Raw genomic sequence first — 23,973 nt, forward strand, 5'->3', positions numbered from 1 at the left:
GTGGGCTCGATAATCGCCATCGAAGACGAGTCGTTCATGGTCTCGGGACTGGACCAGTGGGTCAGCGACGACCAGGACCTGTGGATTCACGAACCACGGCTCGAGCGACTCCGTCGAGTCAGGCACTTCGTCCTGCCCGCTGCTTCCGGCGACGATAAGCGCCAAGACATCCCGGTCAGCCGCTTTCCCCGCTGGTACTCGTGTTCGGAATGCGGTGAGCTCGACCAGCACCGACGGCTGTCGACCAGTACCGACGAGAGTGAATGTGGGGATTGCGGAGCGCGCCTTGTGCCTTCGCGGTTCGTGATGGTCTGCGAGGGCGGACACATCGACGACTTCCCCTATTACGCCTGGGTTCACGGTCGCGGCGAAAAGCCGGACCGCGGACACCATCTCAAGGTCAGAACCTTGGGAACGACTGCGTCGCTACGCGATGTCGTCATCGCCTGCTCCTGCGGCCTGCAACGCTCGATGGATGGTGCTTTTCGACGAACGGCGCTCAAAGACGTGGCCTATTGCTCGGCCAATCAACCGTGGTTGGCCAGGCGCGACCCGGATGGATGCACGCAGTCACCCAGGGTGCTCCAGCGTGGTGCCTCGAACGTCTGGTTCTCGATGGTCGATTCGGCAATCTCGATCCCGCCGTGGTCCGAAGACGCGTACAAGGCTTTGAATCGCTACTGGGAGGCGGTCCGGCACATACCGGCCGAGGCCTTGCCAAGCGTCCTTACTGGAATGGGCCTCGTCGGAGGCAAAACGGGATACAGCCTCGATGAACTGATCGAGGCGGTTCGTGAGCGCCGCGAAGCGGAGGACCCCGAGTCCGATGTCGACGACGCGCTCATCAAGGATCAGGAATACAACGCACTCAGCCACGGCAAGCCGCAACGGTCTGCCGGTCAGGACTTCGTATGCGTGCCGGCCACTGATCTGACCGCCCAGGTCCAGGCGGCGTTCAGCAATGTGATGGTCGTTAAGCGCCTCCGCGAGGTTCGCGTCCTGCGATCGTTCACCCGGGTCCGCGAACCGGAGCTATCCGATGTCGAAGACAGGATCTCGCCCCTCTCCACGCAAGAGTTGCCGTGGCTGCCGGCGATCGAGGTCATCGGTGAGGGCATCTTCCTTGAACTCTCTTCGGACCTTCTTTCGGAGTGGGAGCAGCAGGAACGACTGCTGGACAGAGCCGCGATCCTTCGTGACAACGCAGTGCGGAAGGAGGATGGTCGAGCTCCCACATTGTCCAGCCGCATCTCGCCACGACTGCTCCTTACGCACAGCCTCGCACACCTGTTGATCAACCAATGGTCGTTGGAATGCGGCTACCCCTCCGCATCCCTTCGTGAGCGGCTTTACGTGAATGACGACCACGCCGGGTTGCTGATATACACAGCTACCAGCGATTCGGCCGGTTCTCTGGGGGGACTGATCAGTCAGGCGAACCCCGACCGGCTGGAACCGTCTATTCGCAACGCGCTCGCTTCCGCCATGTGGTGTTCATCTGATCCGCTGTGTATCGAATCGGATCCAGGTGGAACTGACGCCCTGAACCTTGCAGCTTGTCACTGCTGCGCGTTGTTACCAGAGACGAGCTGCGAGGAGATGAACCTCCTGTTGGATCGGGCGACGCTGATCGGGGTCCCTGGCCACTTCGACGGCTATTTCAAGAGTTGGAACGTGTGACACATACGTACTGCGGATCGCAGCCTGTGAAACTAAGTTGCGCGGTTAGGCGAAGGCACGGTCGCCGGCTAGCATCAGTGGCATGACGCGGGAGGATGTCTCGATGGACTCCCCGCCTCAGATCATCGACCTTTTCGCGGGCCCGGGAGGCCTCGACGTAGGGGCGACATGGCTGGACATCCCGACGACGGGCATCGAATGGGATGCGAACGCTTGCGCCACTCGGCGCAGAGCCGGACTTCCCACGATCCAGGACGACGTCAGGAACTACGGACCGGGCCACTTTTCTGATGCGAACGTTTTGACCGGCGGACCACCATGCCAGACGTTCACAGTCGCAGGCACCGGGTCAGGCCGGCAGGCACTCGACCACGTTATCGAGCAGGCCAAAGACATGGAGCGGCACCTCGGGGACGGAATCCCGAGAGGTGGGTTCGAGGATGTCCGGACAGGACTTGTCCTCGAGCCGCTGAGGTGGGCCCTGCTCGCCGTGGAATCGGGCAGTCCGTACCAAGCGATCGTGCTGGAGCAGGTACCCGCGGTGCTACCCATCTGGGAGACATACCGCGAGATCCTCGAACGAATCGGCTACGGCGTCGATACCGGCGTGCTCCGGACGGAACAGTTCGGCGTGCCGCAGACGCGGCGGCGAGCAATCCTGATCGCACGATATGCAGACGAGACTGTCTCGCTGCCGTCACCAACTCATCAAGCATTTCGGCGCGGTGCAGCCGACCAAGGTGCTCTGGATCTCCGCCCTTGGGTGTCGATGGGGCAAGCGCTCAATCGAAAACGAAAGTTCACCGTGATTTCGAATTACGGCAGCGGAGGCAATCCTCGGAACCGAGGACAACGCCATTCCGATGAACCGTCGGCGACGATAACCGGCAAAGTAACTCGAAACCGGCTCCGGCTGGCGGGCGGGGCCGAGGATCGCTTCTCGCTCCAAGAGGCCGGACGTTTGCAGACGTTTCCGCTGGATTATCCCTGGTCCGGCAATGACATCGGCCAGCAGATCGGAAACGCGATCCCGCCGCGTTTGGCCGTGCACATACTTGCTGAAGCACTCAAAATCGATATTGACCTCGAGGAGCTGGACCGGACGGTGGACTCGACTTGGACGGCTGGCCGGCCGGTGCCCCTTGGAACGCGCCTCACTAATCAGATTTCGGTCGTGTCTGACTGAGCAGGCTGATTTGATCCGCCACGGAGCTCGGCCAGCACAGCACAGATGGCATCGGCTACGGCGTCTGCCGGCTCGTGCTCCCAGAATCGCAGCACCGTCCAGCCCAGGTTTGTGAGTTGTAGGTCTGTGCGACGATCTCGCTGGACGTTCCCGTCGAGCTTCTCCGCCCACCACATTTCGTTTGCCATCGGTCGGGTTGCGTGTTCTGGACAGCCGTGCCAGAAGCAACCGTCGATGAACACGGCCAGACGCAGCCCTCGCCACAGCAGGTCGGCTTTGCACCGCACACCAGCTACGGGCGCAGCGTCGACGCGGTAGCGGATTCCGCGCGAATGCAGGGTCTGCCTGACAAGCAGTTCCGGCTTGGTGTCGCGCCGTTGTTGCCGACTCATTCGAGCACGAACGGACGGCGACGAGGCTGGTGGTCTCACCTGCATCAACCTCCAGGTAGCAGTGCTGATAACAGGGTATGACAATTGCCAGGCAGTCACACAGTGTGAATCATGCGACGAAGCAAGCACCCCCAGGCGGATCTCAGCTGTCGATATGGCTGTTCAACAGTTCCGCCAGCCATCTGAACGCCACGTCAGTGCCATTGTCTTCCGGTTCAGTCTGGTCCCATTCGACGAGTGCATGTTCGAGGTATCGAACCGGTATTGCTACGTCACCGCCAATAGACTTCTGCAAGAAGTCAGCCGCTTCAGCGATCAGTGTGACGAAGCGCCGAATCAACCCGAGATCGGTGTGTGGGCGCCTGCTCGCGGCGTGCGCTGCTTGGCTCAGCCCGGCACTCAGCCGCAGCAAGTCTGCCGTAGACAGCCGTAGCCCAGCGGAAACCTGTTCATTATCGATGGCCGACGCACTGTGGACCTTATCGGTCCAAACGTCTTCGATCGCGCCGGCACCGTCTCCGTGTGACCTCGATGCAGCGGAGTCGCCCTCCCGATCAAGACTCGATCGCGAATTGGGCGGTCCACCCTGCCGGGTGGGCGGCCTGCTCGCTGCGTCGAAACTCGCAGTACTGGCGCTGAAGAGGTAGTCGGGATCGACGTTGAAGAAATAGGCAAGGGCGTGAGTCGCCGTCTCCTGTGGCGGTGCACCGATCCCTTCTCGCAGTCGTGATATCGAATTCGCATGCAACGAAATGCCATCCGCCTGTAATGCTGCGGCGACCTCTTCACTGCTGAACGAGCCCCGATCGTCCGGGTGAACAGTCTCGAACAATCGGTTCAATCGATCCGCATATCCGTCGGGCCGCCCGTCGTCGGGCTCCAAATTGCGAAGATCCCCTTCTGGTTCCTCCGCGATATATTGCGGACGAAGTGCTGCGCCGCCTCCCACTTCACCCCAAGCACCGATCTCTATAGCGTCTTCGTCTCGGGCCAGCCTCAATGAAACTCGGGGAACGGATTCGTACTCCACATCCGGCAGACGTGACAACAGGGCGCAGATGAATGCAGATCGTTTGACATTGAGCTCATCGACCAGCTGCTTCTGCGTCAGGTCACCGTGCTGTATCAGGTGATCCCAGGCTGTTTGGATCATCCAAGCCGGTACGAGCTGAGGTTCGCTTCCCTTGCGCTCGGATTTCTCGGTAGCGACGCGTATTCCGGATTCATCAATGGAAACGACGCGGTTCGGGCAAGAGGTGCCCAGTGTCGAAACAATCTCGCCTACTTCGACCGCTCGGCGAATAGCTTCGAGCAGGTCTTTCCTCATAGACACTGGACGTGGTCCAGAGGTCTTCGGGACGGATCCGCACACTACCGCGTCATGTTCTGGACTGGTGTTGGATTGGGCTAGACCCAAACTGCGGGAAGGTACTTCGATCCGGGAGAGTATTTCCGACAGCCACTGCGGGAGGGGTACACCAGCTGCCTCATATGCAGCAGCCATCTCCGCACTGCCTTCAGCGGTCTCCCAGGGAAATACCGCAGTATCGGAGACATTCCACGCTGGCACGACGATGGCGCTATGCGCACGCGAATGCAGATGATGACCTGGCTCGAAACGCTTTCCCGAATTCACCTCATCGGCGACTCGTCGAGCTTGCTGCTCCGACTCCCAGAAGCCGATGATCACGCCCTCGGCGTACCGCTTGGCAGCCGCACCGTTGTAGTCGCGTACTCTCAAGTCGACTGCGTAACCCCTGCCCGATTTGAAAGGCTTCTTTCGTGCGTTGAACGGGACCGCAGGGTCGTTGTTTCTCGCCTTTGCGTAGACACCTACAGCGGACACCGTTGTTTCAGTGACCAAGGCTTCATTATCGGATTCGGTAGGTCCTGCCCCAGTTGACCGACCGCCCAACGCTTCCGGGGCGATCCCGAAGAAGCGGGCAACAGCGGCGATCGTCTTCTCCGGAGGTTGGCCGCCTATGCCTGACAGGAGCCTATCGACAACCCTCGATGCCAGCGGGATGCCCTCTTCATGGAGCGCATTCGCCAAATCATCATGTTCGTACGGCTTTCCGTCCGGCGAGGTAACCGTTTCGAACAGTCGCCCCAACCTTTCTGAAAACAATCCCTGCAGGGTCAGCGCGTCCGTCGGCACCCTGTCACAGGGCGTTGCTGCCACGACAACCGCATCGCGGCCGTCGAGACTCATTTCAAAAGCAAAGTCCCTTGCTTCGGACTCTGATGTGAAATATCTCTCGATGGATCCGTCGACGTCCACCGCATGTGTCATCGGCGAGTCGAACAACCGCACGACGCCCGCGCCCTGTCGGCCAATGGCTCTGTAGGGCTTCATACTCCCCTTACTTACCGAACTCACGGAGTGAAGGCCCTACCGCGAGGATGAACACTTGCAGGCCGGATCGTTGGAATCCCGCTTACAGACTGAGCACGGCTGGTAGTAGAGATGTTCATCCAGCTGGTCGTTTGTCGCAGCCCTTAGGATTCCGCTTCGGAAAGCATTCCGGTTATGCGTGTACAGAACATCGCCTGGTATCAGATCGTCGTGCGCTTCGGTGGCGATGTTCGCACGGACCTCCAGACCACCGCGTTCGGGCAAATGCTCGAACGCGTCCTCCACGGGTTCGTCGGAATCCTCGTCCCCGTGGTCAAATGCCGGGACAGGCAGACCGAACTCGAGATCGTGAACAACCAGCGTATCTCTATCCTTTGCCATCGCGCTCCACGCGGACGCGGTGAGAATAAGGTCGTCGTTGATAGTTACATCAAGCTCGAGACGTTCTTTGAATGGCCTCGCTCCCGAATCCACATCGACGGTGAGAACGCCTAGCGCGGAACGTGGTTCACTAACTTGTGGATTCGTCGACAGGGCTTTCGGGGCACAGAGATCGAACTTGGCAACACCATCGGTAGGATCTGTACAGAACAAGTGTGTCCGCTGACTCTTGACCTCGTGTTCTGCGGGCATACTCGTACCTGCCTTCACCAGCGGCAGAAACGAACCTCTCGCTAGCTTCAGCTCAATGGGTTTGGCGAGCTGCAATCGTTGTTGATCGTGTGCGATCCAAGCGGCACCCTGCGCCACCAAAGTGGCGCTGTTTTCAGGAATCTCGACTCGGTGAGGTCCGAAAAGTTCGTTCAGTCGGCCGCGCACGGCCGGCATGGACGCCATCCCGCCGACCACCAAACAGGTAGTTACCTGACTAGGGCCAAAACCGACAGTGTCGAGAAGAGCTTCGACGTGCTTGATGCCGGACATCAACAGCGGGCGAGTTATTTCATCAAGTTCTTCTCGGGTCAGTCGATACTCAAGCGTGGCACTCGGTTCGGCGAAGAAGTCCGGCCGATATAGGGTTGCCGAAGAGCGTTCCGAAAGCGCGATCTTTGTGTTCTCTGCGTCCTGCAGCAGCCGCAACCGCGCATCGGGGTGAATCGTGGCACCCGCCGGAACGCCGGCCGAATTGGCGAACCTGGCTATCACCTCGTCACGAATCGCCTGGTCGAAGAGGTCGCCGCCAACCTCGTCGCTGCCACCGTTTCGGAGCTGAACGACGCGGTCATCGGAGATGCGACACAGCGTCAGATCAAGAGTGCCGCCACCCCAATCCACGACCAGCACGTTGCGGCGGTTTAGCGATCGGAGCGTGGCGGCTGGATCACGCTGGGCTCGGATATAGCCGTAAAGAGCCGCGAACGGTTCGTGGACGAACTGAGCAATGCCGATATCGGCACGGCCGAAGGCATCCCGCAGCGCCGCCCGCCGAGGGCCTGTCATCGTAACCGGAATCGTCACGACCGCCCGCTTTACACCGTCGAGGACGTTTCTCTGCTTACCTCGTAACGATTCGGCTTTCACATGGCTGACCACATCATGGACAATGTCCACAGGGCTGCGCTCTACTCCACCGACGTGAACTGACTCGTCGCCCAGGAGAAACTTGGGAGATCTCACGACGTTGCCATGGACTCCAAGGCCCGCTGAATCCAGGGACTCCTTCGCTTTCCGGCCGACCATCACCTGTTCACCTTGATAGCGCACCACCGAGGGAAACGGCAGGCCGTCCGCGGCCATTATGTCGACTGCCCGGCCTCGCAGGATGACTGAGATCAGACTGTTCGTCGTCCCGAAATCAAACCCGACCGTCATCAGGAGTCTCCCTCGTCGTTGAGTTGTCGTAGCTCTTTGGACAGTGATTCCAAAGAGCGCTCTATGAATTCCTCTGTCACGGCATAGCTTTGATTTCGTATCGCGTGCAGGCCGTCGGAGAGCAGATCGACCTGCTTGCCCAGAGACCGAATGATTCGCGTACGGAGATCTTCGAATTCATCTATGTGGTGGCTTTGATCGATGACCCGATCACGCTTCTGCTCATCGATCTGACCTTGCATTGTCCCGATCTGTCGCTGCAGAGCCTCAATATCTTCGCGTTGACAGTCGATGATCGACCGCAATCGGGCCGCTTCCTCATTGACGGCATTCGCACGGGCCAACACGTTCTTCGCCCGTTCTTCCGCTTCCAGAGCGCTATGCACCGCAGCCTCCGCCGCACGATCGGCGCTCTCCGAACGGACTTGGAAAACACTGGCGACTGCACCGAGCGCCTCGGAACTTGAAGACTCTACAATCGCGACGAGCGGACGCAGTGCTCGAGGTTTCGTCAAGGCACCTCTCCATAGATGCCGCTCCAAGCATTCCACGAGGCGGTCCAGACTCCACTGATCGATGGTTGCCGCCAGCAGCGCGACGGATGTAGTCGCATTGATGCGCAGCCGATCACGCTCCGCCGGTGTCAACGTGTTGCCCTCAAGCCCCAGACCTGCAGCCGAGACTTCGGGCGTGCGTAGTCGAATCCGTGTAAACACCGCATCCAGGTCCGCCTGGCCACCGACGACGGCGAAGGCCTCAGTTGTCTCGACTCTCTCGGTCGGTGGGACCAGGAGTGGATGACGCCGGAGACCAAAGTCCAGCATCTTCGCGATGCGAATCTTCAAGAGCGTTGGCGCCTGTGCCTCTTCCAGACCGACCATCAACCGAGGAGGCACGCCGAGCAGTGGGTCGGACGCGATCAGTCGTTCCAAGCGTCCAGGAAGGTCATCCCCTCCAGGCCGTTCCGCCAGACTCGCGTCGGCGATCTCCTGCACCACCTTCTGTGGAACCCTGAGTTGCTTGCCGTTGAGCGCATATGCGTACTCAAGTAGGTCGCGCACACTCTTCAGACGTGGAGCTTTGGCCGCTGCACTCCGCTGCTGCGGGCTGCCAGTTCTTTTCTGACGGTTTTTGCGATTGCCCTTCATCCCCGCACCCATGTTTTGCTTGTCGGTACCGCCCGACCCGTTGGGGTGACTCACGCGAATTGTCTCCTACGCCGCTGTTGGTAGCTCTTGGTCCATTTGTCGAGATCTTCGGAATGGCGCAACGCCCCGATGTGGGTCTCCGCGCGATCCGGTTCTCCCGCAGCCAGGTGGTGTTCGGCGAGAACAACCCGAAGTTTCATCCCGTCGGTCGGCTCGACCCTACTCAATGCCTGCTCCATCTCGGCTATCTCGGTGCGTATCGCACCGTCGAGCGGGATGGAACTCCAGTGAATGACCTGTTCGATCTCGTTGTCGCTGAGGACGTAATCGAGACTCCCAGCATCGTGTGCGAGCTCGATTGTGGCGGTGCCAGTTTCGCCGGCAAGCAACCGCGCGAACCTGAGCGCGACCTGCGCGATGCGCGGACTCCGAGTCTTCCGTAACGCCAGATCGAACTGATTGTAGTGAAAAGCCACCAAGCCTGAAATTGCCTCAGCCGGCGGTCGTTCGTACCGACCGAGTTCGGCGACGGCTTCATCGAACTGCCGAACATATCGAGTACGGTCAGCGTCTGATTCCACGGCGCGCGCCTCTGTCGAGCGCTCTCTCGCGAGAACACCGTAGAAGTAGTTCGCGTAGCTGTCTCTGTAGCTCCGTGCGGTGGTGAACCGATTGGTCGCACGGATGAATCCGTCGATCGCACTGAACGATAGCGACTTACCTCCGATAAGGTCATAAAGCCCGTCGTCCACGCCTGCGAGGTCATCGCCGTCGGCGATATCGAACTTGAACTCGAATCGTTGGTCAGCGACGTCACCATCGAGGACCAGCGATACAACGCCCGACGTAGCAGAGGCCAACACACGTCTCGCTTCTGCTTCATCGCACACACGTCCATTGATATGCACGGCGCGCGCGTTCTCAATTGTCCAATCCGTCTCAACCGTCGGCGCGATGACCGCAAGTCGGGACCGGCCGCACTCCCGCCCATGGAGCGTGAGCACCGGACGTACGGTCGCATGTCCATCGAACTCGTGGACAGCGAGATCGTCACGTGACGCGAACTTTCGGTCGCAACGTGGACAGTTGAAAACCGGTGGTTTCGGAGCCTGCGGAGCCCAGACGTGCGTGTCTTCCGGTTCATGAAACCCCTCGTACCCGGTATGCCAGAAACCCATCAGACGCTCTTTCGGTAAACATGTCCGTACGACAGCAACTGCCCCATGCCCGCAGATCAACTGCCACAGCCGATCGGTCAACAAAGATATATGTCACCACCGACACATCGGCGCGTTTCGCTGTTATTGCAGATAGAGGGAACGATTTGAGGTCGAAGAAGAGCGAGACATCGTCACTGTCAGTAATCCGTCTGATGCAATGGGACCTCGGACCGTTGACCGACAACCACAAACTCCGCAATCCTCGTAAAGAACACATCCCGCAGGGAAAACTATTTGTTGCTGCAAGAAAGGGAGAACGTGCCGTCCCAAAAAGTCGATGTGAACGTCCGAAGTGACGGCACCGTAATCGAGGTACTGCGCCGCCGCCCTGTCAGAGTCCTGCCGACTGGTGACGCAGGTGTCGTCTACGGGGGCGAGGTCTTCCCGCTGTACCTCGGAGACGTCATCGACTTGGCGGACCGGCCGTACGACAAGTACGACTGCAACGAGTTCGTAGCATCTGGGCGACCCATACCCTATGCACCGGTCCGTCCCGCTATGCCCGCTGCCAGACTGGACGTCGGCCGTTGGAGCATCGAACACAACCGCTTCGGAAACTACCTCGTATTCGATGCTGACGAAGACACCGCCGAAGCTGTCGCCGAACTGATGGACAACGCCGGTCTAGGAGTCGTCCGGTGGGACGCGAGCAGTCGCCCCGCTGACGACGGCTACCACTACGACTGGTTCATCCGGCTGAAGTTCGCAGGCACCGGCGATGCCGCTCGTGATCGGGTCGCCGACGCGTTGACGAGCGCCGTGCGTCACGCACCTCGGACCGTTAACGGTCACAATGCGGGCCAGCAGATCCAGTCGACGGTCTCGGCGGACGAACACACCCGATTGATGGGAATCGTTCAAGGCCTGTTCGCCGGAACTGAGGAATGGCGCGCCGCACATGCAGAGGTAACCACCAAAGCCGCCCAGCTTGAGCAGAACCTCGCTGAGGCATTGAAAGCGCTGCGAGATCAGCGTCAGCGAACGCTCGATGAACAACGTTGGCGTGCCCGGGCCGAGAACGCACTCGCTGCAGCCCATTCCGTGCGCCGGTCCAAACAACTAGAGACTGAGACGGAACTCGCCCAGGCCATCAAACAAGTCGAGGCGCAAGCTGCCGCGCGAATCCAGGAAGCGGACGACGACCGTCGCGCTGCAGAGCAGCTTGGCGAAGAAGCCGAAGATAACGCGACCAAACACCGAGCACGGATCCTGGAGCTTGAGGCATCCCTGGCCGCCAAAGATGCCGCGCTCGCCGAGGTGACCGAGCAGAAGCAGTACTTGGAATCGTATGTCTCCGAGATGACCAGCGCTGAGGAGGAACAAACCCGACTCAAGGCCGCGAGTCGGGCACGCAAGCAGTCGAGCGGACGAACGAGTGCCGACCGCTTTGCAGAACAAGTCCTACCGCGGCTGACGTTGTCGCCCGACGCGTTGGACACACTCATTTCGCTGAAGGATCCGTCGAAGGTCTTTACGGTCTTGTACTCGCTTGACCGAAATGAACAAGTGGCGGCTACACCTTTCAAGGGCGCGTCGGCCGGCAGCCTGCGGATCAAAGAGGTCGATAAGCATATTCACATCGGTGATGAGGGCAAGTCGTCAGACATGGGACGCGTTTACTACTGCCTGGCCGAGAATCGGATCTTCGTGCACGTACATCGAAAACAGAACGATAAAGAACAGCGACAGACTGTCGAACGGTTCGCGGGGTGGTGTAGCGATCAGCTGAGCGGCTAACGGCGACGGTCTCTGGTCAGCAGATGGAAACCACTGCAGACCGCTCGATCTCAGCCGTCTGAGCGAGCCTTTAGCCGTCACCCATGCCTCATCTCCTTGTGATTGCCGATCGCCTCAGCGAACCACTTCGACTGCTCGCGGTCGCGCCGGAGATGGGCCCGGTAGTTCCCACCCACTCGCACAGAAAAGAAGTCCGTGCCATCCTTCTTCCACTGCTTGAAGTCCAGACTGCTCAGCGAAGTGGATAGCGCCAGCTTGTTCTTGCTTTCGTGCCAACGCTTTTGGATGCTCCGGTCAAGCCTGCTGAGCGAACGTTCAAACTTCGCCGTCTCTTCGATGCCGATGATTGAGCGGAAGAACGTTACGTTGATGCCGAGAGCATCAAGTATGTCGTGATCATCGAGGACCATGATCGGACATCTTGTCCAATCGATGCGGATCAGGTCCGGGTAAACCATCAGTGTGTCCAACGCGCTTTCCGGCGGACTCCAGACAGGTTCTGACGTTTGCTGGTACCTCACGGACAGCTCTGAACAGGCATCGAAATATGAGTCGATCCGACCGTAAGCGCCTCGAGTTCTCAGGTAGCTTGCAGCGTCTCGGTACCCCTCTGGCTGCCGCTCGCAGAAATTCTTCAACGCCCGGTAGACCCCAGCTGAGTTGCCCAACTTCTGCGATGGACGTTGGAAGCCACGCAGCATGTAGGCGTTTGCGAGCCCCTCTTCGAGCGGAACGAAACCGCTCGGGTTGCGGTATCGCTCCTTGGCCTTCCAGAAGACTGGCGCGCCGGTGATCAACTCCCAGTTAGCAGTCATGCAGTCCACGTTGAAGTGGAACAGCTCATGTCGAAGAATTGCGTGGAATGCGAGCTGTGCCTTGCGCGCCAGTGGTAGGTCAAGCTCGCCGAACGCATCCAAAGCGAGAGCCAAGATCCCTTCGCTTGGAATGTATACGCCGTACTGGTAGCGCTTCTGGTGAAATGTCGTGTACCACCCGTAGGCATCGAGCGCCCGGAGCTGTGATAGCTGCTGAATATTCGTCAGTTCCTCGCCCAAGGCATTCCGCACATCGGCCTCGGTGAGCTTCGGCGGAATCTCAAAAACGACGGTAGGCTCGTCGGCTGTCGTTTCGACGGAACTCGTATCCGTGCCTTGTCCACCTTCGCCACCTGGGTCCAGCGTTTCCCGGGCACTGCCTTCCCGGCCGGGGTCCGATATCCACACCACTATGGCGGGATCAGCGCCTGAACTCCGCGCATCCGTCGACGGATCGTCATAGCGCAGCGCGTGTGGCACATCCTCCAGCGCCTTCCTGGTGAGACTGATCGACGGCACGTGCGAGCCGGATGGCATCAGCGATTCAACCTTTCGGATCGAAAAGTTCTTGAGGGATTCCAAGCGCGACACCGGACAGACGAGAACTTCGGGAGCCACGGATAACGAGTACCGTGTGGCCGCTACTCGACAAGCTGGCTCCAGCGCCGAGCATAGCCATTAGGTATCGCCGCGAAGATCTAAGGCTGCAATTCAGGCGGATTCATGAATGGTCCATTACCCCCAACCGCCGCGCCAAATCCGCGCCACCTACCTCGCGTACGAACTCCGGATCCCCGTACACCACCAGCTGATCCCGCGCCCGCGACAACCCGACATACAACCGCTCCCGGGACCGTTCGAACGCCGCCTGCTCGTTGACCACCAGCACCACCGCGCGGCGCTCCAGTCCCTTGAACCCGAGCACGTGCCCGTAGAACACCTGCTCGGCGTCCCAGAAGCTGTCCCAGTACGCGGCGTTGCCGGCGGCCTGGCGTTCCCGCTGCTCGGGATGCCTTGTGCCGGTGGTCAACAGCGCGACGTCCTCGGGGCGCCAGCCCTCGTCCAGCAGCAACTCGACCTCGTCGTCGCCGAGGTCCATCGCGTCCTCGGCCGCACAAGCCACGAACTTCACCGCCGGGCCGTCCCCGCCGAGGAAGCGCATCGGGTGATCGACCAACGGCTGGAACGCCGTCGCGATCTGCCGGGTATTGCGCAGGTTGTGATCGAGCACCAACGGGACCAGCGGCACCGGCGGCGAACCGTGCCGATTGAACACCCGCTGCCCCTCGTCGGTGAAGACGTACAGCCCGCCGGTCACATCATCCTTGAGCGCACCGAGCAGCGGGTCCCACCAGGCGTCGGCGAAGTCCTGCGCCTCGTCGACGACGATGGCGTCGAACCGCTGCCCGGGTTCCAGCGCGGCGGCGAGATCGGCCATCTGCGCCGGCAGGTCACGCTCCCAGAACTGCACCGTTTCCTCGGTACGCAACGACTCGTCCGGGCCCGCGGGCGCGCCCCACTGCTTGCCGAGGTCGTGGAACTCTCCGACGTAGGCCGGCCGCTGACGACGAGGCCACGCACCGGTGATCCGTTTCAGGTAGGACGCCAGACCGTGCGAGTAACAGACCAGCGCGACCCGCTGTCCGCTGCGCGCCGATCGGCGGGCCTGCTCCATCGCCAGAAACGTCTTCCCGCTTCCGGCGCCACCGCGGACCTCGACGCGGTGCAGCAGCCGGATCGCGTCGAGTATCACCGACTGGTGCTCGGTGAGCACGTCGGCGGCGTCTTCGTGCTCCAGTGCGCGGGCCACCACATCGCGCTGCGGCAGACCGCGGCCACTCAGTGACACCACCAACTGGTCGATGCCACCGGCGGTCAGCACCGGCCGGTCGAGTTCCTGGCTGTGCAGGTTCTTCCGCATCCGCCCCACCAGATCACCAAGGTCGTTGCGATCGAAGGCTTTCCAGCGGGGGCAGTCCGCCAGCCCGAAGCCTTCGGGCAGTTCGGTGTTGGGCAGGACGATGACGTGGTCCCACCGCAACCGGCCCTGACTCCACCGCGGATCGTGCTCTACGAAACTGCGCAGCGCGTAGCAGGCATCGCGGGCCTGCCGGACCGGTTCTATCGCGCACTCCTTGCCGCCTCGGATCTGGCGCCAACTCTGCCCGTCATGCCAGACGTCGCCGCCCTTGACCTCGACGCAGACGATGCCGGCGCCCTCGATGGCGACCAAGAAGTCGACCTCGTGGTCCTTGAGGTGGTCGGTGACCCGCTTGCCCGCGATGACCACACCGTCGTCGCCGAGCTGTTCGACCAACAGTTGGTACACCCGGCGTTCGGCGGCATTGGCCAGCCGTGGCTTCGCGGCGTCGGTCGTCATGGTTCCTCCCCGAACTCTGACCGGATGCTAGCGAGCAGCGGCGACACCTCACGTGCTTTCCAGCCGTGTCGTGCCAGCGGAACGTCTCTTCCGCCTGTTGAATGGCGCCGTGGCGGGACATCTTTTCGTGCTTCGTGGCGATCTGAAGCGACTCAAGTGCAACGCGATACTCATCCCTTGTGACACCAACTGGGAGGTCGTCACCGAACACTGGGGCGATCTCCTGCACCTCGATCAGTTCGAGAAGTCTTACTAAGGACACAGACTCATAGCGGGTCCCGATATCGCACGGTTTACGGATCTGACACCGCACAGCGGCCGGCGCGTCCGACTGGTAGCAACCGCCGGAGGGCACGAACCCGATCCGCATTGGGTAGCGGAAGGAGTAGTTGACGCGATAACCGACTTCGCGCGCGATCTCGATACATCGATCGGGCGAATCAAGCCGTTGGTGGCCCTGCCGATCGTGGGAACGGGCGCCGGCGGATTTCGGCACCGGCGCGGAGCCCTAATCAGGACGCTGCTGCCCGCCTTGCAGAAGGTGGCTCGCGACACCGACGTCGATGTGGCACTGGTGCTGTATTACGAACGCGACCACGCGGCCGTCCAGAACCTGAGGGCCGACACCGACTGGGACGAATTCATCCCCGCGCACCTGGCTACCGCCGACTCCCTCGGCCAGCGGGCCGCCAACCGGGAACTGTCCTTGTTCCTCGGGTCCGGGGTGAGCCTGCCGCTCGGTCTCCCAGATTGGCACGGCCTGCTGACCGAACTCAACGGCGAACCGTTGGTGGACTACTCCCCGGCCGACGCCCCCGAAATCGCGCAGCGTATCAGCGAGAAGATCGGCGTTGACCAGCTTCATGCCAAGGTTGCCGCGCGGACGGCGATCTCGGACGTATCGCCGGCGCACCTCTTGCTGGCCGGCCTTCGAGTCCGCCAGAACGTCACCACCAACTATGACCTTGCCTACGAGACGGCGCTGGCGGGCACATTCACTATTAATGGCTTCCGCACCATGTCGCGCGAACTGGTCACCCAGTCCAAGCCGTGGCTGCTCAAGATGCACGGCGACGCTCGTCGCCCCGAGAGCATCGTGCTGACCACCGACGACTCGCGCGCCTGGAGTCCGAGGACCGAGCGGTCCTAGCCATTGTCGAAACCTTGCTTTCGACAAGTCATCTTATGTTTGTTGGATACAGTCTCGCTGACGACGACTTCACCGCCGCAGCCAGCCGGGTACGCCACATCCGCGCGCACGCGAAAAACAGTGAAGCCGATGACTTCGCCACCGTGCTCGCGCTGCACCCGGATGCGGTCAGGCCGCAACCTGGCCTCACGACCATCACGATGCTGGATCCCCCAGATACTCGCGCTGCGGCCCGCCTCCTCGAAATCTCTCGACCGGGTCGCGTGGTCGGCTGCACGCGCAGACGCACGTTCACACGCACACCTTCTCGATCCGAATTACGACGACCTTTTCGTCGATGACGAGGCGACCTCTCGTCTACGCGATCTGCTGATGCCTCTGGTCAACCTCGACGCAGACGATCCCGCCCGGCAGAGCAGCGGATGGAAGCGCGTCGAAACACTGTTGAACGACCTCGGTGGTCACCGAGGTTCGTAAGCAGTCCGGTCCCGTCGCCGCGAACGGTCACCGAAACTTGTCCGCATCGCCGACAAGCTACGATGCGTCACTGCACCATCAACTGATTTTGACGACCTGACAACCCGATACACAACCGATCCCAGTACTACGTGAGATCGAATCGTCCGTCGCGGAACCGCTCATCTACCCGTGAATCCACCAACTCCACCCGATCTTCCGGATGTCGCCAGTAGTGCCGAACCAACCAGTACAGGGCCACACCGCGGGGTACGTACAAATTGAGGCCGCCGATGCCCATCTCGCTGCCATCGCGTAGGCACAGCACGACCGATCTGCCGGCCTTCTTGCCGTCCTTGGTCTCCGATTGATCCTTGATGTCGACAATGTCGTCCCATTCCACCGCCCTGGTCTTGATCACATCGGCGATCTCAACCATTGCCGGACTGAGCCTGATGTATCCGACTCCTCCGCGCCGCACCCAGCTGATCAGTCCGATGCCCGCGACCACGGCGGCAGCCAGGAACAGTGGGGGCGAGAAGATTTGGAGCCCTCGAGTCATGGGAATGTCGATCGCCCCGCGCGGTATGAAGACCGCGAGAAGCAGTGCCGAAGGGACGATCACCACGAGTCCGATCAAATACAGCATGGTAAATCGCTTATCCGGCCACACAGTGAATCCGCTTGCGTTGCTGGAGGTCCGCGCCTGCGTCCTGCCGGCTGCCGCCAGCAGAAGCGCAGCCGTCATCAGGACCGGAAACGTGATGAACCCGAAAATCAAAACTGTCGTCAGATAGTTGCCCCGCAGCCCGGCAAGGATCCCTCGGACGACGAAGTAGGCCATCCCCACAGACACGACGAGTCCCGCCCACAACGCGTACTTGCCGGCTTCGGCCCAGTTCGTTGGTTCGGGGAGATTCAGTTCGGGCACAACGCCTCCCCGACAAATTCGCCCATTTCTATGCCCCCGAAACCTCCAGCAAGGCCACCTACAACGGCGAACACCGGGACAGCAGCTGGCGCGAACGGACCCGTCGCGAGACCCAACGCAGCACCGCCTTCTGCCAAAGCCCAACCACCGCCACCACCGGCCGCACCCGCGACCAGTGCGATACACCGGTCTTTGTCCGATTCCGCCATCACATAGTCGAACACTGTGGTTGCCGCAGTGAGCGCGGGACCACCGTACTTCATCGTCTTACCGATGTTCTCGACTGATTCCGCAGCAACCATCGGCAGCGAGTTACCGTGCGCGATGTGCTTCTCCAGGCCTGACATTCCAGCCGTGGTACTCGTCGAGATGTCATCGATCAATGCGACAGGCACGGCACTCGGTTGCCCCGCCGGCGGGGTGAAGGTGGCACTCCTGTGCCCGGAGGCATCCCTGGACATCGAGAGGTTCGATTGATTTGCATAGGTGATCGACGTGTAGTCGGTGCCGGAATCCGCGCTGTGCCAGGAGCTCGTCGTCGCCACCAGCTCTCCGTTCTTGTCGAACTCCTGGACCTGGTAGAAGTTCTGTTTGCTCGGCCAGTCGAAAGGGTCCATCCGCGTGGTAACGGCTTTGCTGCCATCCTGCTTGATGACCGTCAGTGTCTCCTCGCCGTATTTGTTGGTCGATTCGATCACCTCCCGGACCTTGAGCTGCTCATCGGCAGATCGGATCGCCTCCTGGCCCACCACACCCATCGGCGTCGTCGGATCAGGCACCTGATCAGCAGGACGCTGCGCCGCCGGCAGCAGCAAGCCACCGAGATCAGTCGCCGGCCCCGGCTCGATGTACCCGAACTGGTGACCCGCCGCCACCACCGCGTTTGCCGTCGCATCGTCAGCGTCGCCGACGGCGACGAGCATGCGGTTGATAGTCCCCTGTTCCTCTAGCGCCAGCGCTTGCAGCTTCGCCATCTCCTCCTCTGACATGAATGCCGGATCGACGAGTACCACCCACTGATCAGTCACATTCAGCGGTCCGGCATCGACCTCATCAGCCTTCGCCAGCAGCGTTCGACGTGCACTACCGATCGACTCCGCGCCACCGCTGAGCGCCACCGCGACCGCGTCGGCGTACCCAGAAAATTTAAGGGCATCGCGCTCTGCACGAGTGAACATCACCGCGGCCGCGTCATGGGACCGACCCTCCCAGGACTTCGTCGCAGGCAGCTCCTGGCACGCATGATTGATTCCAGTCACTGCACCCGAAACAGATTCTGCAGCCGACTTGATCGCAGCTGCCGACGTGCTCAATGAGTCCGGATTCCAACCCAACAACGTGGAGCGGGCAGGCAGCATTGGTCAGAACAATCCGTCGAAGTCGCCGGCGAGTGCGTCATCTGTCACCTCGAAAGCATCCCCTGCGCCGCGGACGGCCTGTCCCATCTTGGTGACGTTATCGGCCAGCTTGGTGGCCATCTGCGAAAAGTGTTCACCGACGGTTCCTGCGGCCCACTGTGTAGTGGAACCTGGAAGGCCATCTGCCGCCGATGTTGTCTTGGTACCGACGTCTGCAGACGAAATCGTCGAACTCGCGGTATCGGTCTGACTGGCCAAGGTTCTCAGGACCGCAGGATCGACCAGCATCATCCACCTTCCCCGAATGCATATGTCGATGTCCATTGTCTCCTACAACGATCGAGCAGGGTTGCACCAGTTTCCACGGGAACAGGACCCTGCAAGGCGGGTTGGGGAAGATGACGAACAAACAGTCCGCGCCCGGGCCACATCACGACGGGCAACCAAGCTGACCGGCGACCTTCGCCGCGTCATCCGCGACTTTCAAGCCGTGCACGAGCGGGCTTGGGTGTGCGACGACCGACTGCGGGGTAGCGCCTACTCGACCCGGACGTAATGTTCGGGATCGATCCGGCTCTCCCCCGACCACCGGTACGCCGTCAGCGCCCCGCCCTTGACCGCGCTGAAGTCCACGCAGGCGGTGTAGTCCGTCCAGTCGTGCAGATGCTCCGGCTCGCCGTGGCGCCAGTAGTGGCCGTAGAACACCGGCACTGTCGCGTCGTACACGTAGGACCGGTGCACACCGGTCACCTCGATGGCCGGCAGCGGCGGATAGGTCGCACCATCGGCGGTGGTGAAAGTGCTGCTCATCTCGGCCACGCCGGCCAGGGTGGTGTCGGCGTCGTTCCACCACCGCATCCGGGCGTTGTCCCGGGAGTGGCCATCCTTGTCGAGATAGGGCTGCTGCCCATGATCGACCAGGCTGATCTCCGGCCCCTTGAGCAACGTTTCCACCGCTTCGTACACCGGGTCCCGTTCGGTCGAGGCCCGCACCAGATCCGCGATACCCGTTAGGCACGCACCACCGAGCGCGCTCTGCAGCACGGCGAGCGATTCCTCGTGCCAGCAGGCATGCACGACCCGGATGTCTCCGAGGTCCAGCCACAGCGGCTGGGTCCAGAACCAGGCCAGGTACTCCGCACGCGCAGCCCCGGTCACCTGCCGCAGGAACTCCGCGTGCTGGTGCTCGTTCTTGGCCGACCACGGATCGTCGGGATCTCCGTTGGCGCGCAGGAACTTTCCCGACCCGCCCGGCCATTCGGTGGCGTACGCCATCGCGTTGAACTCGTGATTGCCCAACACCATTCGCGCACTGCCGGCATCGACCATCGCTTTGACGGTCTGCAACACTCGGAGCTGGCCTGGCCCGCGGTCGATCAGGTCACCGACGAAGATCGCCTTACGACGCGGATGCCGGTACGCCCCACCGCACACCTCGTAACCCATGTGCCCCAGCAGAGCTTCGAGCTCGTCGGCGCAGCCGTGCACATCGCCGATCACGTCGTAGCCGGGCTCGTCGAACCTCGCCATCGGTGCTCCCTTCAGCTGCCTCCGCAGAGGCAGCGCTTCATCGATGAATGCCGATATCGCCACACACCGGAGAACCCGGCGGGCCAGTCTGGAAACTGACTTCAGGATATCGCGAGCCACCGACATCCCGGACCAGGCCGACGCATCACGGGGCATCTGACACCGACAAGTCGTCAGCGATGGTTGAACCACGCTAAAGATGCTTGACCGCCGTCTCGTTCATCGAGATCGCCCGACATCGAGGTCGGTAGCTTCAGTTGTCGCTCCGAGGCGGACCGCGACATAGTCGCTTTCCGGCCCCGCGACCACCGTAAATGTCGGTCGTTCGGATGACATCGCGGCCGCGCACACAATTGTTGTCGGCTCTAGGTCGTACAGTCCTGCAAATGCAGACCTTAGACTTCCCGGACGAAGCCACTGTCCTCGACCATGGCTTTAGGTTTCGGCCGATCTGGTGGACGTCGCGTGTACCGATTGGGTGGGGCGACTTCCTGACTCAGCTACCGGCCTCCGAACGCGGGTACCACCACATCACCCGCGCCGATCTGCTTGCAGCACCTGAAATCGGCCTTCCTCAGGCACTGCTCGCAGGATACGTATGGGGCACCGGGAGTTCAGCCTTCCTCGTCGGCCGCCGCGCACGGACGTTTCGCGACAACGACACTGCCCGTATTGATGAGTCCTTGCGTCTCGCAAAGGACAGCCTTCAACGCGGCGAAACTATTGATGCCTACCAAGCTGTAATGCGCGGCTACCCAGGTAATTTGAAGCACCTCGGTCCTTCGTTCTATACCAAGTTTCTCTACGCCGCAGATTCGGTCAACGGCGCCCCGGGACGGGCGCTGATTCTCGATCAGTTTGTCGCCGTCGCCTTAAACAAGATCGACGGGTGGGACATCGGGCGCACCGGTCCTTGGAGCGCCCAAACATATGAGCGCTGGATCGACCACGCGAATCGGATCGCCGCTGCGAACAATGTCAGGGCCGACGCCGTTGAGATGGCCTACTTCGAGTACGGCAAAAAGGCCGCCTGACGTGCCCCGCGCCCTCCGCGCCTACCCCTCACCACTCGGTCCGGGAACGCCAACCCCATGAATCATCCGTTGCGCGTCGGAAGTACTGCCGGCCAAGGGAAGCCGTGTTGTCGGGCAGGTCGTACTTCTCGCACAGCTACCGCATCCGGATGCTGATCTTGGGCAAGAGACCGGTGGGTTCCGGGTTGAGGAAAACCTTGCGGTTACTGATACCCGATCAATCGATCTCTCCACCATGGCCGCGCGCCAAATGGCGGCCGCCGAGAGTGTCCGGTGGAACAGCGGCCGTGGCAGCCTTGGTATGTGTCGCAGGCCTCGCCGTCGGCTGTTCGGAGCGACCCACCGCTCCCACCTCGCAGACCTCAACAAGCACCAGCCCGTCAGCGGTCATGAGTCTAGCCGACGACGCTCGCTCAGCCCTCGACTACTTCAAGGGCCACCTGGATGTCCGCCTTCCCGGTGACCTCCAAGAGCTGCACGTGGCCCACCCACCGCTGCAAGACTTTCGGGCGTCCACGGTGATCAGCTTCGTCGCCCCGCGCGACGAAGTGATTGCCCAGACATGCGGAAGCGTCGGTGCGAGCCTCCGTAATGTGCCTCCGGTTCTGACCGGCTACCCAATCAAGGACATGCTCGAAAGCGCGAAGGTAACGGTAGACCCGGCCAACTACCAATCGTGCGAAAAGCACAGCAGCGGCCGTCAGGTCACCATCCTGGTTCCCAAATCAGAGGAAGCGACGACCTACGTGCTCCTCTACCACCTGCCCTACCGCTGATCAGAAGTGTGGCCCACCGCCAGCAAGTTGCAGCGCGTCAAGCCCAAACCCCGACCACCGACCGACCTCCGACCACCGACCACCGACCACCGACACGGAACGCAATTCGTCTACGACTGGATCACCGGAAAATGATCGACAACATTGCTTTCGTCTCAGCGGTTGCAGGACTGGCCGCGATGGCTCTCGCACCCCGCAAGAACGTCCGCGCGGGTCGAATCGTCTACTGGACGGGTTCCGCGGTAACCGCTGTCTCGGCATATTTCGTCGCGCAGCCGCAGGGCTGGAAATCAGCGGTCGGTGCACTGGTCTTTGCCGGCATCGTTGCCGCGTTCATTGCGTCGACCTACACGCCGTTCCTGAGCATCAAAGGACGCAGGATCTCCTTCTACAGTAGGTCACCGCAGCCCTACGGCGCCGGGGTCACCGCGAGTAGATCATGGTGGCGCCTCCTGGCTGCGATGACCGTCTTGGCGATCGGGATCATCGCGTACTTCGTCGGTGAGGGCAGCCCGTGGTTCGCCATCGCTGCCACCCTCGGGATCGTCGTTTCCGGGTCTTCCTTCGGACACCGTGACGCACTCCTCGGAGTCGGAATCGCATCAGGCCAGCGCGTTCAGTTCTTTCTCGCATCGGCCTTCACACTGGGCATCTTCTTGATCGCCTACCTCGGCGCTTATCTCCTCAGCCCGCGACGCCTGGCTGATCGCGAACAGTACGGCCGCCACGCGGGGCCGACCGGGTTCCGGTCGAACTGACTGAAGCGGTCGCGGGAAAAGATTACGCTTGGTGCTCCTACCCCGCGGTGTCCCAATACTGCTGCAACCCGCTGCGAAACCGGTCCTCCACACTTTGCTGCACCTCATCGATCATTGCCAGGGTTTGAGCTGTCAGCTCAGCTCCAATCCCGCTGCGTTCGTGTGCAAACGGGACATAGGCACGCAGCAGGGCAGGGAGACGCAACAACGTCTCCAACGGTTCGGCCCTGCCGTCAGGCAAGTCCCCGATCGCGTAGATGATCCGGAATCCGCTCCAGCGCAGCGCATCTCCGCTACCCATACCGATCAGATCCTCCAACACGTCACCGAACTCGGCACGGTCGAATCGTTTTCCCTCGGGAGAGGCGAAGAAAGCCGCCACGACCTCCGCTGCGCTCTGATCCGAGCCGCCGCGCTGGTGCGGCTGCCCACCCTCCGGAAGACGGTCCGTCAACCACTTCAGCACCGCCAGGAAACCAGCACGCTCGTCTCCGAGGCGCCGAGCAAGCCCCCTGCCCCATGCCTGCTCGATCCAGGCGCGCGCATCAGCTGTCGTGATCTCCATGGGGTGGAATGCAAGTTCCATGGAGTCGATGAGAACAAGTACTGCATCGAGCGGCCTGTCCCAGACCCCGACATCCTTGACGGTCGAGAACTCCAGATGGTCGATCATCACACCGCACGTGATCTGACGGCCGTCAGCCAACCGCACCTCGAACAGGACCTGATCCAGATCACCGAACGTATCCCTCAATCGGACAGCACGACCGACCGTCAATTTCGGTAGATCGGAGATCCATCGCGGCAGCACATCAGTGCGCTCCGCGACCGCGTCTCGGCACCGCTGTCGGACGTGCTCATCAACGACCGCCATCTCGGCGACCAACGTGAGCACGGCGGTGTACTCGGGCCCCGGCACAGCGGCGGCGTCATCGATGCGTGGATCGGGATCGAGGCGCTCCCGATTTAACCTCTCCGCGTACGAGAATTCGTGTGGCAGCAACACTTCGATCATCAGCCCCACCAAGAGCAGCATGTCGAGTGGATGATCTGCATCAAGGGCTTGTCTCACGAAATCAACCCTGCTGGGTTCCGTGACCGGGCGCGTAGCCCGCCGTCGCGCGTCTCGGCGGGCCTGCTTGGCCTTACGCCGCTTCCGTCCTTCGTTCATGAGCCGGAAGCTATGTCCGGGGTCCGACAACTACCGCCGCACAGCGCGCGCCCGCGCAAAGTTATCCACAGCGACCCGGCGCA

The 23,973-nt window shown here is 61.4% G+C and carries 20 protein-coding genes; 8 read left to right on the forward strand and 12 right to left on the reverse strand.

The genetic code is table 11. From position 1 onward, the window contains the following. Together drmB and V4U86_RS19170 are read left to right on the forward strand one after the other, a co-directional pair. A complete protein-coding gene (drmB, locus tag V4U86_RS19165) occupies positions 1–1,680 on the forward strand; it encodes a DrmB family protein (protein ID WP_395307518.1) in 1,680 nt (559 codons plus the stop codon). 82 nt (positions 1,681–1,762) lie between these two features. Then, the gene (locus tag V4U86_RS19170; protein ID WP_395307519.1) at positions 1,763–2,866 is read left to right on the forward strand and encodes a DNA cytosine methyltransferase; all 1,104 of its coding nucleotides are present in this window, start codon (positions 1,763–1,765) and stop codon (positions 2,864–2,866) included. On the opposite strand, the gene V4U86_RS19175 is transcribed toward V4U86_RS19170, so the two are convergent. From V4U86_RS19175 to V4U86_RS19195, 5 genes are all read right to left on the reverse strand, one after another. Next, a complete protein-coding gene (locus V4U86_RS19175) occupies positions 2,842–3,258 on the reverse strand; it encodes a very short patch repair endonuclease (protein ID WP_395307520.1) in 417 nt (138 codons plus the stop codon). The genes V4U86_RS19170 and V4U86_RS19175 overlap by 25 nt on opposite strands. Positions 3,259–3,400: 142 nt before the next feature. Continuing rightward, the gene (locus V4U86_RS19180; RefSeq protein WP_395307521.1) at positions 3,401–5,614 is read right to left on the reverse strand and encodes a hypothetical protein; all 2,214 of its coding nucleotides are present in this window, start codon (positions 5,612–5,614) and stop codon (positions 3,401–3,403) included. Between the two features lie 36 nt (positions 5,615–5,650). Next, a complete protein-coding gene (locus tag V4U86_RS19185; protein ID WP_395307522.1) occupies positions 5,651–7,426 on the reverse strand; it encodes an Hsp70 family protein in 1,776 nt (591 codons plus the stop codon). Further along, complete coding sequence (locus V4U86_RS19190) at positions 7,426–8,628, reverse strand: hypothetical protein (RefSeq protein WP_395307523.1); 1,203 nt, start codon at positions 8,626–8,628, stop codon at positions 7,426–7,428. The genes V4U86_RS19185 and V4U86_RS19190 overlap by 1 nt, the downstream gene beginning before the upstream one ends. Beyond that, a complete protein-coding gene (locus tag V4U86_RS19195; protein WP_395307524.1) occupies positions 8,625–9,752 on the reverse strand; it encodes a hypothetical protein in 1,128 nt (375 codons plus the stop codon). The genes V4U86_RS19190 and V4U86_RS19195 overlap by 4 nt, the downstream gene beginning before the upstream one ends. 276 nt (positions 9,753–10,028) lie before the next feature. Between V4U86_RS19195 and V4U86_RS19200 the strand changes: the two genes are divergently transcribed. Beyond that, a complete protein-coding gene (locus V4U86_RS19200) occupies positions 10,029–11,531 on the forward strand; it encodes a hypothetical protein (protein ID WP_395307525.1) in 1,503 nt (500 codons plus the stop codon). Positions 11,532–11,608: 77 nt separating this feature from the next. Here V4U86_RS19200 and V4U86_RS19205 read toward each other — a convergent pair whose 3' ends face one another. Both V4U86_RS19205 and V4U86_RS19210 read right to left on the reverse strand, forming a co-directional pair. Further along, positions 11,609–12,928 carry a hypothetical protein gene (locus tag V4U86_RS19205; RefSeq protein ID WP_395307526.1) on the reverse strand — a complete coding sequence of 440 codons (1,320 nt, stop codon included), beginning with the start codon at positions 12,926–12,928 and terminating at the stop codon, positions 11,609–11,611. Between the two features lie 139 nt (positions 12,929–13,067). Beyond that, positions 13,068–14,726, reverse strand: coding sequence for a nuclease-related domain-containing DEAD/DEAH box helicase (locus tag V4U86_RS19210; protein ID WP_395307527.1), 1,659 nt, complete (start codon positions 14,724–14,726; stop codon positions 13,068–13,070). A 451-nt stretch (positions 14,727–15,177) separates the two neighbouring features. On the opposite strand from V4U86_RS19210, the gene V4U86_RS19215 reads away from it, so the two are divergent. Then, positions 15,178–15,876 (forward strand): SIR2 family protein, encoded by a 699-nt coding sequence (locus V4U86_RS19215; protein ID WP_395307528.1) that lies wholly within the window; start codon positions 15,178–15,180, stop codon positions 15,874–15,876. A gap of 35 nt (positions 15,877–15,911) precedes the next feature. Then, on the forward strand, positions 15,912–16,217 hold the full coding sequence (locus V4U86_RS19220) for a hypothetical protein (RefSeq protein ID WP_395312117.1): 306 nt from the start codon (positions 15,912–15,914) through the stop codon (positions 16,215–16,217). A gap of 263 nt (positions 16,218–16,480) precedes the next feature. Here V4U86_RS19220 and V4U86_RS19225 read toward each other — a convergent pair whose 3' ends face one another. The 4 genes from V4U86_RS19225 to V4U86_RS19240 all read right to left on the reverse strand — a co-directional run bounded on the left by V4U86_RS19225 (position 16,481) and on the right by V4U86_RS19240 (position 20,151). Then, a complete protein-coding gene (locus V4U86_RS19225; protein ID WP_395307529.1) occupies positions 16,481–17,263 on the reverse strand; it encodes a hypothetical protein in 783 nt (260 codons plus the stop codon). Continuing rightward, positions 17,251–18,621, reverse strand: coding sequence for a hypothetical protein (locus tag V4U86_RS19230; RefSeq protein WP_395307530.1), 1,371 nt, complete (start codon positions 18,619–18,621; stop codon positions 17,251–17,253). Before V4U86_RS19230 ends, V4U86_RS19225 begins: the two co-directional genes overlap by 13 nt. Positions 18,622–18,624: 3 nt before the next feature. Further along, the gene (locus V4U86_RS19235) at positions 18,625–18,909 is read right to left on the reverse strand and encodes a type VII secretion target (RefSeq protein WP_395312118.1); all 285 of its coding nucleotides are present in this window, start codon (positions 18,907–18,909) and stop codon (positions 18,625–18,627) included. 249 nt (positions 18,910–19,158) lie between these two features. Beyond that, on the reverse strand, positions 19,159–20,151 hold the full coding sequence (locus tag V4U86_RS19240; protein ID WP_395307531.1) for a metallophosphoesterase: 993 nt from the start codon (positions 20,149–20,151) through the stop codon (positions 19,159–19,161). A 386-nt stretch (positions 20,152–20,537) separates the two neighbouring features. On the opposite strand from V4U86_RS19240, the gene V4U86_RS19245 reads away from it, so the two are divergent. The 3 genes from V4U86_RS19245 (at position 20,538) to V4U86_RS19255 (ending at position 22,719) form a co-directional block, all read left to right on the forward strand. Then, complete coding sequence (locus V4U86_RS19245) at positions 20,538–21,185, forward strand: hypothetical protein (protein ID WP_395307532.1); 648 nt, start codon at positions 20,538–20,540, stop codon at positions 21,183–21,185. Positions 21,186–21,574: 389 nt separating this feature from the next. Beyond that, positions 21,575–21,961, forward strand: a complete 387-nt coding sequence (locus tag V4U86_RS19250; protein WP_395307533.1) for a hypothetical protein — start codon at positions 21,575–21,577, stop codon at positions 21,959–21,961. A 131-nt stretch (positions 21,962–22,092) separates the two neighbouring features. Continuing rightward, positions 22,093–22,719 (forward strand): hypothetical protein, encoded by a 627-nt coding sequence (locus V4U86_RS19255; RefSeq protein ID WP_395307534.1) that lies wholly within the window; start codon positions 22,093–22,095, stop codon positions 22,717–22,719. A 37-nt stretch (positions 22,720–22,756) separates the two neighbouring features. On the opposite strand, the gene V4U86_RS19260 is transcribed toward V4U86_RS19255, so the two are convergent. After that, positions 22,757–23,791, reverse strand: a complete 1,035-nt coding sequence (locus V4U86_RS19260; protein ID WP_395307535.1) for a hypothetical protein — start codon at positions 23,789–23,791, stop codon at positions 22,757–22,759. Between the last annotated feature and the right edge of the window lie 182 nt (positions 23,792–23,973).

Origin of the sequence: Mycobacterium sp. AMU20-3851 (assembly GCF_043974665.1) — a bacterium.
Taxonomy (GTDB): Bacteria; Actinomycetota; Actinomycetes; order Mycobacteriales; family Mycobacteriaceae; genus Mycobacterium.